This window comes from Candidatus Nomurabacteria bacterium, from assembly GCA_023898525.1.
Taxonomy (GTDB): Bacteria; Patescibacteriota; Minisyncoccia; order Phycocordibacterales; family UBA918; genus OLB19.
Window position 1 is genome coordinate 753,479 of the sequence record CP060227.1, and the last position, 12,323, is coordinate 765,801.

Genomic DNA, 12,323 nt, shown 5'->3' on the forward strand with positions numbered 1-12,323 from the left:
CAATGGTTTGTAATAGATTGAAACGATTGACAATACCTATATTTCTGATATTCTTCTTGGCAAGGCGATGGGTGGGTAACTCGTAAGAAAACCTGGCCGGAGCTGCTTGATTTGCCCAAATTTGAATAAATTTATGAGCAAATTAAGCGATTATCAGGAAGTAAGTCACGACAAACTACGTGATACTACTTCATAGAAATAACTAAATAAAAAGTGGCGAAAATTTCAGTAAAGGTTCGCGCTACGCGCGAACCAAAATTCGCTTCCAGAGTCGTAAGACGCTGTAAGTTGTGTGGTCGCAAACACGGATACATGCGGGATTTTGATGCCTGCCGAATCTGTTTTCGCGAGTTAGCCCATGAGGGACATATACCAGGTATAAAGAAATCATCATGGTAGGAGATATTATTGGCGACATGATCATTCGTCTAAAGAATGCCGGAGTGGTAGGTAAGAAAGAGGTAGAAATGCCTTACTCTAAGCTTCGTCATGCGGTAGCGGATAAACTGGTCGCAGCCGGATATATAGAGAAGGCCGAGCAACAAGGAAAGAGGGATAAGGTTCAAAAAACCTTAGTGGTGACTTTGAAGTATGAGGACGGACGACATCGAATTGATGGTGTTAAACGTATCTCAAAACCAGGTCGTCGCCTATACACAAAGGTCGCAAATATTCACAAAGTTAAGTTTGGTAAAGGGCATATGATCCTATCTACACCAGCTGGTATTCTCACTAATGAGGAGGCTAAGGCTAAAAATGTAGGTGGTGAACAGCTTTTTATCATTTGGTAAACGTATGAGTCGATTAGGAAAACAACCAGTAACCATTCCAGCCGGTGTCACAGTTACTTGTGATGGTGGATTACTAACGGTAACCGGACCAAAAGGTACTCTAAAAAGAGACGTTAAGTCAGATGTGGTATTTGCAATTGATGGTAATACTTTGACTCTAACACCAAAGGACACTCCAGACGCACCTGCTTTGTGGGGTACTTATGCCGCTCATGTACGCAATATGATCAAGGGTGCAACCGAAGGTTTCACCAAAATTCTTGATATTGAGGGAGTTGGGTACAGGGCTGAAGTTAAGGGTAATACTTTGGTACTTAACATGGGCTTTTCACACCCCGTACCGCTAGAAGTGCCAGAAGGATTGTCGGCTGTTGTCGAAAAGAGTTCTATCACTCTAAGTGGAGCTGATAAGGACTTGCTCGGGCAATTTGCTGCCAATGTACGTAAAGTACGAAAACCAGAGCCATACAAAGGTAAAGGAATTCGATACCGAGGAGAGTATATTATTCGCAAACAAGGTAAAAAGGCTGCGTAAGGCCGTAATTCAATTTGAGCTATGGAAAAAACACAGTATAAAAATACAAAGCGCGCCTCTCGTCACAATCGAATTCGCGCCAAGGTAACTGGAACAGCTGAGCGTCCACGACTAGCTGTCTTTAGAAGCAATCGCTTCATCTATGCCCAGCTAATCAATGATGTAACAGGGAAAACTTTAGCAGCAGCCGATTCTCGGAAAGTTGAAGGAAAGACTTTGACTGAGCGAGCTAATGCTGTTGGTACAGTAATTGCTAAAAAAGCTAAAGAAGCCGGAGTAGAAAAGGTGGTCTTTGACCGCGGAGGATATCGTTACCAGGGGACAGTAGCGTCACTAGCTGATAGTGCACGAGCTGGAGGTTTGGTATTTTAAAAAATTAAACTAAAAAATAATGTCAGAAACAAAACAGCAGGAAGCTACAACTGACTCAGTGTCAGAAGCAGAAGTGGCAACAGTCGCTTCGACCGATGCACCAGCTGTGCCTGAATCAGGAGAAAAAGGAACTGAACGAAACGGGCGCGGGCGCAGAGGTCAAGGAGGAAACGAAAGACGAGGTCAGCGTCGTCCCAGGCGTGGTGGTCGCCCAGAGAGGGTTCGCCCAGAATTTGATCAAAAAATTATCAGTATCCGTCGAGTTACTCGTGTGATGGCCGGTGGTCGTCGCTTCAGTTTTTCAGTGTCGATGGTGATTGGTGATAAGAAAGGTAAGGTTGGTGTTGGTATCGGTAAGGCTGGTGATACACAGCTAGCTATTGAAAAGGCGGTACGCGACGCTAAGAAGAACATGATTGTGGTGACTATGAACAAAGATAGTCATATTCCCCACGATGTACATACTAAGTATGCATCTAGTGAGGTGATGATTATGCCGGCTCCCGGTCGTGGGTTGGTGGCTGGATCTTCAGTGCGTACCGTACTCGAACACGCTGGAGTGAAGGATGTTACTGCAAAAATCTTTTCACGCAGTAAGAACAAACTTAACAACGCTCGTGCTGCAATCGAAGCACTTAAACTTCTAAGAAAAAACTAGTATGCAGTTACATGAACTAAAACCTACTTCCGTCAAAAAGACCGCCAAGCGTATTGGTCGGGGCGGAAAGCGAGGTAAGACTTCAGGTCGTGGTATGAAAGGGCAGACCGCCCGTGCTGGAAACAGTACTCGTCCAGAAATCCGCGAGCAGATCAAGAAGCTACCAAAGCTTCGAGGGCACGGTGTAAACCGCGCTCGCACTGTAAACAGCGGTAAGGAGGCAGTGGTGGTGGTGAACTTAGCTCGCTTAGAAGCAGTGTTTGCTTCAGGTGATACTGTTTCACCTAAGACACTGGTAGCCAACAAGGTGGTATCAGCAACTTCTAAGAAAGCTCCTCTGGTAAAGATTCTTGGGACTGGTGAAATCACTAAGAAATTAACGATTGAAAATTGTCAGATATCAAAATCAGCCGAGGAAAAGATCGAAAAAGCTGGTGGAAAGATTATAAAATAGGTAATATAAGGGTATGCAAACATTTTTTCGTAAGCTCACTCTAATCTTTACCGAACCAGCAATTCGCAATCGTGTTTTAGTGATTTTAGCCGCTTTGGTTATCTTTAGGCTTTTGGCTTCTATTCCAATTCCGGGCGTTGACCAAAACGTGCTACAACAATTCTTTAACAACAACCAATTTCTTGGTCTTTTGAACATCTTCTCTGGAGGTGGTTTGGCCAACTTGTCGATTGTGATGCTTGGTGTAGGCCCTTTCATTACAGCTTCTATTATCATGCAGCTTATGACAGTGATGTCGCCGAAGATAAAGAGCTTGTATACAGAGGAAGGAGAAGCGGGGCGGGCTAAATTTACACAGTACAGTCGTCTTTTGACATTGCCTCTAGCTATTTTGCAGGGATTTGGTTTTCTAACTCTTTTGCAAAGCCAGGGGGTCATTAGCGGATTGTCCACCTTTGACTTTATAGTCAACGTGATCTTGATTACAGCCGGTTCAATGCTGCTGATGTGGATTGGTGAACTTATCACTGAGTATGGTATTGGGAACGGTGTTTCCATCATCATCTTCGCCGGTATTGTGGCTACTTTGCCGTCTACCGTTAGTCAGTTGTCATTTACTTTTGACCAATCGCAGCTACCGCTTTACATTGGTTTCTCATTGGTGTCATTACTTATCATTTATGCGGTGGTAGTTATGACCGAAGCTGAACGTCCGGTGCCTATCACTTACGCTAAACAAAGCCGTGGGGGTATGACTTATGGAGGTAGCTCTTCATACTTACCACTTCGTCTAAACCAGGCTGGTGTGATTCCAATCATCTTTGCTCTTTCTATCTTGCTTTTCCCGCAAATGGTATTGAATATTCTCACGGCTTTTGATTTGCCGTGGGTGGCTGGAGCAAATGAAACCGTTACTGCTTTGATGAATAATCAATTTGTGTACGGTGGAATTTACTTTATCTTGGTATTTCTGTTTACTTTCTTCTACACAGCTATTACCTTTGACCCAGAGTCTGTAGCGAAGAACCTACAGCGAAATGGTTCGTATGTACCGGGTATTCGTCCGGGAGCACAAACTTCAGAATATCTCGGTAATTTGATCACTAGGCTGACCTTGGTCGGAGCGACTTTCTTGGGCATCGTGGCTATTGTTCCAATCGGAATGCAGATGGCAACCGGTATTGCTGCTTTAGCTATTGGTGGTACAGCCGTCTTGATTGTGGTACAGGTAGTACTTGATCTGATTCGTCGTCTTGATGCTCAGGTATCAATGCGTGAGTATTAGAGTCAGAACTCACACACCTAGCGAACTTCTTCGTTAAAACTATGAAAAACAAAAGGCCGGCCCCTACGGGGCCGGCCTTTTGTTTACAATTCATCATATATATGTTATAAAGTCTATCAGGTTTTGTTTTGATTAACTCCAACTAGGAGCAACTAAAATGGATAAACTATATCCTTTAATTGTGCTTGCGGGGACATTGGCTATATTCTTACCGGGAACCATTTATTATGCTTGTGAAATTATAAAATATATAGCAACACTCAAGGCGGGTAAATAACTTTATTAAAAAGAGTGACCAGAAGACTGTATTGTGATTAGCGATATGGTCTTTTTTGTTTCTAATACTTATCCTTAAAAGAATATCCCAAGGGTACGGCACTGTGAACTGGTTTCCAGGTGTCGGTCTTTAGCCACTGACGATAGGTATCAAATACAGTCAAGGCCACTGTTTGTGGGGAGTGTCGCGAGGTGTCGATGACTAAGTCAAAGTGTTCTGGGTTGTATGGGTCAACACCGTAAAGCTCTCGAAAACGTGAACGCTCAGTCTCCATACGATTCTTTACTTGCTTGGCTACACTATCCAGAGACTCAGCCACCTCACCGCTCTTGGTACGCATATTGTTGCTAACCGCGTCTTTGTAGATACGCACGGTGGCGACTTGGATATCAAGGTCTAGATAAACTTTAAATGATTCTGGTAACCAATAAAAGCCTAAACGTGAATCAATGACAATGTCTTTCTTATTTCTTAGTTTTCGCAGATATTCATCAATTTGCGTATCCAGGTTATGGTCATCGAGGGCTTTGGCATTGTATTCGGCTAGCGTCATCCCTTCGCGGGCCAAGATATTACGCACCATATCACCGGAAGAGTGTCTGGTATAACCTAAGAGTTCTGCTACTTTGTCGGCGGTCGAGGATTTTCCACTGCCTGGCTTGCCGGAAATTGTGATGATATGCTTTCGGTTCATGATGCTTGTAGCATACCATAAATATTGTTGCGAAGAAGGCAAAAAACTGGTACTCTCGGATGGCATGTTAGACAATATAAACGGCCATGTCTTGATTGTAATGGCGCCAACAGGTAGCGGGAAGGGAACTTTAATTAAAGAAGCTCTAAAAACATTTCCAGACTTATACGTTACTATTTCGTGTACGACACGGGCAATGCGTCCAGGTGAGGTTAATGGTAAGGACTACTACTTCATTTCATCGACTGACTTTGACCAAAAGATTGCTGACGGAGAATTTTTGGAATGGGCGACATTTGGTAATAATCGTTATGGTACTCTAAAGAGTGAGATTATACCGCGTTTACAGGATGGTCAGGTGGTGATTGCAGAAATCGATGTTCAGGGAGTTGAGCAGTTACATTCTCTTATAGCAAAAGATCACATCACGACAGTCTTTATTGAAGCGGGTGGATGGGAAAATCTCAAAGCGCGAGCGCTCGCGCGAGCTCAAATGAGTGAAGAGGAGCTACAAGCACGTTACGAACGTTATTTAGTAGAAGTAGCTTCGAAGGATATTGCTGACGTAATTATCGATAATTCAACAAATGATTTTACTCCTGCTAAAGTCGCTTTCTGTGAACTGGTTGAGTCATTGAGAAATCGTGTTTATAACGATTAACAGTTTGTTTGTATTTATTCATATACTAAAAATATGGAACCACTAACCTTAATATTTATCGGTCCGCAAGGTAGCGGCAAAGGAACCCAGATTAGCAAAATAAAATCAGTAATTACCAAGCTTGATCCAAATCGCAAGTTGCTCGATATACAAACCGGTCGATTATTTCGCACTCTTACTGATAAGCAAGATACCTTTGCGCAAAGAAAAATAAAAACCTCACTAAGTGCTGGAGTTTTGCAACCGGATTTCTTAACCTACGTTTTGTGGGGACAGGAAATGCTTCAAGAGTTAGATCCTGATAGCCATTTGCTAATCGATGGTTTTCCACGCACGGTGGCACAGGCAAAGACTTTAGCGGGAGCGTTTGAATTCTTTGAACGCAAAAACATTCACTTGATAAACTTAGATACACCGGAAGATATTGTTAAAGAGAGAATGAAAAGCCGAGCCAGAGCCGATGATACTCCGGAGTCGATTGAAAGTCGTTTGCGCTGGTATCGCGAGCACGTTTTGCCGGTAATTGAATACTACAGAGAAGCGTCTAACGTAACCGTTCATGACATAAAAGGTGATGAAAGTATAGAAGACGTGCACAAACAAGTTATGTTTGCCCTTAAATTAAACTAATTATGATTACCAAAAAAACACCGGAAGAAATTGAAATATTAAAAGAAGCTGGTTCAATATTAGCCAAATGTCTAAAAGAGTTGGCGAAAGAGGCAGTAGCTGGAAACACTACTTTAGATATTGATGATCGGGCGATGGAACTGGTCGAAGAGTACGGGGTAGAGCCGGTACTTTTGGGTTATCATCCTGGTTTTGCTGATCGGGCTTATCCAGCTGCTATTTGTGTATCGGTCAATAATTGTGTTCAACACGGTATTCCCAGCGAGGAGTTAAAGCTAAAGGAGGGTGATGTTGTGAATATTGACATGTCGATTGGTCACAAGGGAATGGTGGTGGACTCTGGTATCACTGTGGGTGTTGGTGAGATTTCTGCGGATGCGCGGAAACTTTTAGACGTCACGAGAGAAGCTTTAGCTCATGGCATAAAGGCAGCTAAGCCCGGCAATCACATCGGAGACATTAGTGCGACTATTCAAGAGTTTGTAGAGAGTCGCGGACTTTCGATAGTAGAGGAGCTGTGTGGACACGGAGTCGGGTACGCTGTCCACGAAGATCCAACTATTCCAAACTTTGGCAAAGCCGGTACTGGTCCCAAGATAGAGGTGGGGCATGTTTATGCGATTGAGCCGATTGTAAATTTCGGAAAGAAGGACGTGTACTTCGATGACGAAGGTGACGGCTACAGTGTCTATACCAAAGACGGCTCTATTTCTGCACACTTCGAGCACACTGTGGCGATTACTGAGAGTGGTCCGGTGATAATGACTAAGGAATAGCTTCAAAACTTAACTTTTGAAAGAGTCGGTGTATACTTTTGGTATGAATACTATCGCTATTGATACTTATAAGATGATAAATAAGCTTACGGCAAAAGGTTTTACCACTGAACAAGCTGAGGGTATTATCGAAACTATTACTGAGAGCGACCATGTAACTAACGGTTCGCTTAAAAGTATGCTCCAAGAGACAGCGCAGGAATTGAAACTAGAGATGAGAAGTCAACGAGTTAATACCATAAAATGGGTGGCCGGTATGCTGCTGGCTCAAGCCGCTTTGGTGGCAACTTTAGAAAGGTTGTTGGATTATACCAAGACCTGAACTGTAAGGGGGTAGTAATTATTTACTGCAAAATTAATTGCCTCGTTTAATCAATGTATTCAATTTCTACTTTTTGTTATAAAAACCGCCCTGTGTTTGGGCGGTTTTTACTGAGTGTCTAAAATTCAAAATATCAATAGACCGTTATCAAAATCTCTAAAGAAATTACAGACTCCAATAATAGCCATTGTCATTACTATCAAATCCAAGGATGAATCTAGGTTATGTCCAGTATAACAACCAGTATTAGCTTGATCGATAAGTAATTGGGCGCCGCCACTGGCGTTTGGTACTTTGATGTGAAATAATTTGCCATACAATCGTATTTCTAGACCGCTTGCTATCGGATCAAATTTACCAACTTTGTTGTTGGCTGCTTCCCAGGATGGTTCTGTCAGTAGACAGCGTCTCTTAAACAGATCTTTTTCTAGTTTCCCGAAAACAATAGTTTTTGCAATGCTATTAAGCAAATTAATCTTAGTGAGAATCGCTGGAGATAATTCTAGATTCAGATCCGGTTTAATATTATAGCTGCTGTAGCCAGAACCAGTAAATGTTTTCAGGAACATCTGCTGCTGGATGCTGTTTAACGCAAATTGGTTTTCTGATCCACCTGCTTGAGTTCTAAATGTTTCCGCAATACTTTGTGTCAGTATTGACAATGCTTCAGCCGCGCGATTGAGTTTCTGAAAATCAGGATAAACTGTTGCTGGAGCATGTGGTCTGTCGGGACCCAGAAAAGGAAGATAGATTGTAAATGAAACCGTATCACCACCAAAAGTCACCTCAACGTCATCGATACGTTTTAAAGTAAGTATCTGTGTTAGATCCGGGTTATTTAGGTCTAATAAAGCATTATACATAGACATGCTGGTAATCAATTTTATTCCTTCTTCCGTCACCTTAAACTTTGTAAATTCTGGACTACCATTAGCATTAGATAATATTGAATATGTCATCGACATCTCCTTTGTAAAAAGGGTTTTATGAAAATTGCTTCTGAGCGCTAGATTACCATAAAATTGTCTGGTGTAAATAAGAAAACCACCCGATGATGCTTGGGCGGTTTTGTGTTGCATTGTAGTCTTTAGGATTTATTTTTTTTCAATGTAAGTCTGTTTTAAAAACTTATCCCAAAATAGACTTAAAGCAACAAGTAAGATTACTTGTTGCAGAGTTGAGGTCAATCCAAAACTGCTGTAGATATTGCCGTTGGCCGATAGTGTATATGGCTGCAGATATGTTTCGCTTTCCGGATTGGGTATATTTACATTTAGTTGACCATTAACGATCTGAATTAAAAAACCGTTATTTCCTGAGTTGGACCGCTGTAATATATCATACCGAGCAGATGAATCATTTACCGTGAGTCTGGTGTGGTGTCGTAGCGCCTCTTTTTCACAATGACTAAGTAATTTTTTACCCCCTGGTGAAACGGCTCCACTAATAATTTCCATTGCTGGGTTTGTAAAGTTGACGATAAGATCCAGACTAACCCGATTGAGATTTCTAGTGGCCACCACCTCTACAAACATTAATTGTAGATCAGAACTTAACGCTAACTCTCTTATTTTATCTTGATCAGTAGTGTTTAATTCTACTATTAGATTGTTTAGGTTGCGCGTTAGGTTAGCTAACATTGATACTACCTCACCCAGGGCAAAGTTCGGGTATTGTTGATTACCTTGTTTTGCTTGACTAAAGTAAGGGAGTTTGATTCCAATTTCTGCCTGGTTATTCCCGTATAAGGTATCCATATTTTGTGGTTAAAGATACTCTTTAACTGATCGTTTCCTTGTCCATTTAAAACATGAATAAGCAATTTGTTGCTGATTATTACGACCAGGCCACTTTCAGTTGCAATGATTTTGTACATTTCTGGTATGTCACCATTAAGTTTTCCTAATTCCATCTTCCTAACTCCAAAAAAAAGTTATTGAAAACTACTTCCGCCAGCTAAATTACCACACATATAATTTAAAGCAATAGCTTGAATAATGGGCATTAAATAGCTATACTGCCAGTAAATTTTAAACAAATATTATGAAAAAATTACCACATCAAGAGAGGACTTTTATTATTTTAAAACCAGATACGGTTCAGCGTAGTTTGGTTGGTGAAGCGATCAAGAGAATCGAGCGAACCGGTCTTAAGTGTACAGCTATGAAGATGTTTGTGCCGGACGAGGAAAGACTGCTTAAGCACTACAACAAATCTGACGAGTGGTTTTTGAAAAAGGGAACTAACGTCGTGGAAGACCTTAAAGCTCAGGGTTTGCCGGTTGATAAGGAGCCGATTGAGTACGGCCGTGACATTATCCGTACTATCGTAACCTACATGACAGCCGGTCCGGTCGTGGCGATGGTTTGGGAGGGTAATCAGGCAGTCAAGGTCGTGACTAAGATTGTTGGTACCACTGAGCCTGCTACTTCAGATGTTGGAACTATCCGTGGTGATTATACAATTGACTCCTATGGGCACGCTTCATTTGAGAATCGCGCCGTGCGAAACTTGGTGCACTGTTCTGATGCGGTGGAGGAAGCCGAACGAGAAATTGCGATTTGGTTTACTGAGGGTGAGGTTATGCAATATGCTACTGCTCAAGAAAGGATTATGTATGATGTAAACTTGGATGGTAAGGATGAGTAATTGAGGGGTTGGGATGAGGAAATCAAAGACCGGAAAGCGAAGCTTTCCGGTCTTTGATTTTTATAAATTGCCTAAAAATACGTTCGGGTGTAAAATTACTGAAGGAACCACAAATAACGTATGTTCCGATTAAACATACACGCAGGGTTGCCAGCAGTCGCAAGTGATAATGAGAACTTTATGGAGAATTTCATAGAGATTTCAGACCTCATTTGGAAATGGTACCCACCTGGATTTTCCAGGAGCATGCGTAAGTGGTTCCCGTGAAAAAACACCTCGATGAGAGGTGTTTTTTCACGCTCATTTAGAGTATTATAAAGTTATGATTAAGAATATTTCTTTGTTGACAGTGGTTGTGTTGTGGTTAGTATTTGCGACGGCTCATGCTTTCTTCAAAACAACAGAGCTATATTGGTTTTATCTATGGCTTGATATCCCGATGCATTTGGCTGGTGGTTTTTTAGTGGTGATGACTTGGTTTGTTTTGCAAAGGAGGTTTATAGCGGGTGAAAAAATTTTTAGTCAAAAATTTTTTCACCCGCTCATCATCCTCGCCATCATGATGGTTGCTTGGGAAATATATAAATATATGATTGGCGATATTGTTATGGACAATTATGTATCCGATACCATCCTTGATCTGATAATGGGTACGGTAGGTGGACTAATTGCTTTTAAGTTATTCTTATCACGTACAATAGACAAATAATTTATGCAATCAACTTTAGGATTTTACGGAGGAGTAGGGTCGGTGACAGGGGCAAATTTTATGTTAGACACCGGTAAGGTGGCTATCTTGGTTGATTGTGGTTTGGTACAAGGGGACTGTTTTGCAATGGAGAAAAACGCTGAGCCTTTTGTTTATGATCCAGCTCATATTGATGTGCTACTGGTCACTCATGCGCACGCTGATCATATTGGTCGTATTCCTAAGCTGGTACGCGATGGTTTTAAGGGAGTTATTTATAGTACCGAGCCGACCAGAGAGTTAACTGGTGTGATGTTGCAAGACGCTCTTAAGGTAATGGAGTATGAGGCTAAGCGTTATGGGGTAGAGGTTTTGTATGATAAACACAACATCGACTCAGCGCTTGGACTGTGGCAAAGTGTTGACTACGAGGAAGTGATTGGCTTATCAGACAATGTTGAGGCCTGGTTCACCGACGCGGGTCATATACTAGGATCTGCTATGGTACATCTAAAACGAGGTGATAAGAAAATAGTCTTTACAGGTGATATCGGCAACATACCCCAACCGCTCCTTAAGGCGCCAGTTATCCCTAAGGATTATGATTATCTGGTAATGGAAAGTGTGTATGGTGATCGTTTGCACGAAGAGGTGGAAGAAAGAACTGCCTTACTTCGACATCATATAGAAGAGACACAAAAGAGAAAGGGAACACTGATCATCCCGGCTTTCTCCTTAGAACGTACGCAAGGTATGCTCTATGAAATTAACAACATGGTGGAAGCGGGAGAGGTTGATCCGCTGCCTGTCTTTCTTGATTCACCACTCGCCATTACAGTTACTGATATTTATCGTGGGTTTACTCGGTACTTAAGACCAGAGATACAAGACCAAATAAGAAACGGCGATGACATATTCGATTTTTCCGGTCTTAAGTTTACCGAAACTAAGAAAGATTCTGAATCAATTTCGCGGGTTGACGATCCAAAGATTATTATTGCCGGTTCTGGTATGAGTCATGGTGGCCGGATTTTAAAACACGAAAGAGACTATCTTGGTGATCCAAAGACAACTCTGCTTTTGGTTGGTTATCAGGCAGTGGGTAGTATGGGTAGGCTGCTCCAAGACGGAGCTAAGACTATAAATATAGACGGTAGCAAGGTGAAGGTGCGGGCTCAGGTGGCACAAATCCGTGGTTATTCCGGACACGCTGACCGAGACCAGCTTTTGGAGTTGGTGGCCCATGGTGGTGACAAAGCCAAACAAATATTTGTCACAATGGGGGAAGAGCGTTCGTCACTGTTTTTGACTCAGCGCTTACATGATTATTTAGGCTTAAATGCCGTAGCGCCGGATCTGAATCAGGAAGTAGTGATAGAGTTTTAAAAAACTAAACCCCCGTGCCGTAGGCGAGGGGTCAATCCATCTTTTATGATTTTTGTTAATATAACAAGCTCCTAATACACACACCATCAATAAAATCAGGCATAATCTCTACATTTCATTGCTATAATAATAAAATAACCCACAT

At 42.0% G+C, this 12,323-nt stretch carries 17 protein-coding genes; 14 read left to right on the plus strand and 3 right to left on the minus strand.

Annotation, left to right across the window (positions count from 1 at the left end):
- The first annotated feature begins 213 nt into the window (after positions 1-213).
- Genes H6779_03690 through secY form a run of 7 tightly spaced genes read left to right on the plus strand, consistent with a single transcriptional unit; the run spans position 214 to position 4,095 of the window.
- The gene (locus H6779_03690) at positions 214-399 is read left to right on the plus strand and encodes a type Z 30S ribosomal protein S14 (GenBank protein ID USN87490.1); all 186 of its coding nucleotides are present in this window, start codon (positions 214-216) and stop codon (positions 397-399) included.
- The gene (rpsH, locus tag H6779_03695; protein USN88300.1) at positions 390-791 is read left to right on the plus strand and encodes a 30S ribosomal protein S8; all 402 of its coding nucleotides are present in this window, start codon (positions 390-392) and stop codon (positions 789-791) included. The genes H6779_03690 and rpsH overlap by 10 nt, the downstream gene beginning before the upstream one ends.
- 4 nt (positions 792-795) lie before the next feature.
- Positions 796-1,326, plus strand: a complete 531-nt coding sequence (gene rplF, locus H6779_03700; GenBank protein ID USN87491.1) for a 50S ribosomal protein L6 — start codon at positions 796-798, stop codon at positions 1,324-1,326.
- A 21-nt stretch (positions 1,327-1,347) separates the two neighbouring features.
- Positions 1,348-1,698: a 50S ribosomal protein L18 gene (locus H6779_03705; protein ID USN87492.1), complete on the plus strand. Its 351-nt coding sequence runs from the start codon at positions 1,348-1,350 to the stop codon at positions 1,696-1,698.
- A 19-nt stretch (positions 1,699-1,717) separates the two neighbouring features.
- Positions 1,718-2,356 (plus strand): 30S ribosomal protein S5, encoded by a 639-nt coding sequence (locus tag H6779_03710; GenBank protein ID USN87493.1) that lies wholly within the window; start codon positions 1,718-1,720, stop codon positions 2,354-2,356.
- A 1-nt stretch (position 2,357) separates the two neighbouring features.
- Complete coding sequence (rplO, locus tag H6779_03715; GenBank protein ID USN87494.1) at positions 2,358-2,810, plus strand: 50S ribosomal protein L15; 453 nt, start codon at positions 2,358-2,360, stop codon at positions 2,808-2,810.
- A 13-nt stretch (positions 2,811-2,823) separates the two neighbouring features.
- Entirely contained in the window at positions 2,824-4,095 is a 1,272-nt protein-coding gene (gene secY, locus H6779_03720) for a preprotein translocase subunit SecY (GenBank protein USN87495.1), read from the plus strand.
- Between the two features lie 338 nt (positions 4,096-4,433).
- Here secY and H6779_03725 read toward each other — a convergent pair whose 3' ends face one another.
- Entirely contained in the window at positions 4,434-5,066 is a 633-nt protein-coding gene (locus tag H6779_03725; GenBank protein ID USN87496.1) for a cytidylate kinase family protein, read from the minus strand.
- 64 nt (positions 5,067-5,130) lie between these two features.
- On the opposite strand from H6779_03725, the gene H6779_03730 reads away from it, so the two are divergent.
- From H6779_03730 to H6779_03745, 4 genes are read left to right on the plus strand one after another with little or no spacing between them, the layout of a single operon-like run.
- Positions 5,131-5,727 carry a guanylate kinase gene (locus H6779_03730; protein ID USN87497.1) on the plus strand — a complete coding sequence of 199 codons (597 nt, stop codon included), beginning with the start codon at positions 5,131-5,133 and terminating at the stop codon, positions 5,725-5,727.
- 33 nt (positions 5,728-5,760) lie between these two features.
- The gene (locus H6779_03735) at positions 5,761-6,357 is read left to right on the plus strand and encodes a nucleoside monophosphate kinase (GenBank protein ID USN87498.1); all 597 of its coding nucleotides are present in this window, start codon (positions 5,761-5,763) and stop codon (positions 6,355-6,357) included.
- A 2-nt stretch (positions 6,358-6,359) separates the two neighbouring features.
- Complete coding sequence (gene map / locus H6779_03740; GenBank protein USN87499.1) at positions 6,360-7,133, plus strand: type I methionyl aminopeptidase; 774 nt, start codon at positions 6,360-6,362, stop codon at positions 7,131-7,133.
- Between the two features lie 43 nt (positions 7,134-7,176).
- Positions 7,177-7,455, plus strand: coding sequence for a hypothetical protein (locus H6779_03745; protein ID USN87500.1), 279 nt, complete (start codon positions 7,177-7,179; stop codon positions 7,453-7,455).
- A 125-nt stretch (positions 7,456-7,580) separates the two neighbouring features.
- Here the strand turns inward: H6779_03745 and H6779_03750 are convergent, their stop codons facing one another.
- Positions 7,581-8,534: a hypothetical protein gene (locus tag H6779_03750; GenBank protein ID USN87501.1), complete on the minus strand. Its 954-nt coding sequence runs from the start codon at positions 8,532-8,534 to the stop codon at positions 7,581-7,583.
- A gap of 15 nt (positions 8,535-8,549) precedes the next feature.
- Positions 8,550-9,212, minus strand: a complete 663-nt coding sequence (locus H6779_03755; protein USN87502.1) for a hypothetical protein — start codon at positions 9,210-9,212, stop codon at positions 8,550-8,552.
- A gap of 286 nt (positions 9,213-9,498) precedes the next feature.
- Between H6779_03755 and H6779_03760 the strand changes: the two genes are divergently transcribed.
- The 3 genes from H6779_03760 to H6779_03770 all read left to right on the plus strand — a co-directional run bounded on the left by H6779_03760 (position 9,499) and on the right by H6779_03770 (position 12,178).
- Entirely contained in the window at positions 9,499-10,104 is a 606-nt protein-coding gene (locus H6779_03760) for a nucleoside-diphosphate kinase (protein ID USN87503.1), read from the plus strand.
- Positions 10,105-10,426: 322 nt separating this feature from the next.
- Positions 10,427-10,813 carry a hypothetical protein gene (locus tag H6779_03765; protein ID USN87504.1) on the plus strand — a complete coding sequence of 129 codons (387 nt, stop codon included), beginning with the start codon at positions 10,427-10,429 and terminating at the stop codon, positions 10,811-10,813.
- Positions 10,814-10,816: 3 nt separating this feature from the next.
- Positions 10,817-12,178 carry an MBL fold metallo-hydrolase gene (locus H6779_03770; GenBank protein USN87505.1) on the plus strand — a complete coding sequence of 454 codons (1,362 nt, stop codon included), beginning with the start codon at positions 10,817-10,819 and terminating at the stop codon, positions 12,176-12,178.
- Positions 12,179-12,323 lie beyond the last annotated feature (145 nt).

Excerpts from the sequence above, each read along its gene's own strand:
- H6779_03760 (USN87503.1), top strand. The coding sequence starts at position 9,499 with ATGAAAAAATTACCACATCAAGAGAGGACTTTTATTATTTTAAAACCA.
- secY (USN87495.1), top strand. The coding sequence starts at position 2,824 with ATGCAAACATTTTTTCGTAAGCTCACTCTAATCTTTACCGAACCAGCA.
- H6779_03705 (USN87492.1), top strand. The coding sequence starts at position 1,348 with ATGGAAAAAACACAGTATAAAAATACAAAGCGCGCCTCTCGTCACAAT.
- H6779_03745 (USN87500.1), top strand. The coding sequence starts at position 7,177 with ATGAATACTATCGCTATTGATACTTATAAGATGATAAATAAGCTTACG.
- H6779_03770 (USN87505.1), top strand. The coding sequence starts at position 10,817 with ATGCAATCAACTTTAGGATTTTACGGAGGAGTAGGGTCGGTGACAGGG.
- H6779_03755 (USN87502.1), bottom strand. The coding sequence starts at position 9,212 with ATGGATACCTTATACGGGAATAACCAGGCAGAAATTGGAATCAAACTC.
- H6779_03765 (USN87504.1), top strand. The coding sequence starts at position 10,427 with ATGATTAAGAATATTTCTTTGTTGACAGTGGTTGTGTTGTGGTTAGTA.
- H6779_03725 (USN87496.1), bottom strand. The coding sequence starts at position 5,066 with ATGAACCGAAAGCATATCATCACAATTTCCGGCAAGCCAGGCAGTGGA.
- H6779_03710 (USN87493.1), top strand. The coding sequence starts at position 1,718 with ATGTCAGAAACAAAACAGCAGGAAGCTACAACTGACTCAGTGTCAGAA.
- H6779_03750 (USN87501.1), bottom strand. The coding sequence starts at position 8,534 with ATGCAACACAAAACCGCCCAAGCATCATCGGGTGGTTTTCTTATTTAC.
- H6779_03730 (USN87497.1), top strand. The coding sequence starts at position 5,131 with ATGTTAGACAATATAAACGGCCATGTCTTGATTGTAATGGCGCCAACA.
- rplO (USN87494.1), top strand. The coding sequence starts at position 2,358 with ATGCAGTTACATGAACTAAAACCTACTTCCGTCAAAAAGACCGCCAAG.
- H6779_03735 (USN87498.1), top strand. The coding sequence starts at position 5,761 with ATGGAACCACTAACCTTAATATTTATCGGTCCGCAAGGTAGCGGCAAA.
- map (USN87499.1), top strand. The coding sequence starts at position 6,360 with ATGATTACCAAAAAAACACCGGAAGAAATTGAAATATTAAAAGAAGCT.
- rplF (USN87491.1), top strand. The coding sequence starts at position 796 with ATGAGTCGATTAGGAAAACAACCAGTAACCATTCCAGCCGGTGTCACA.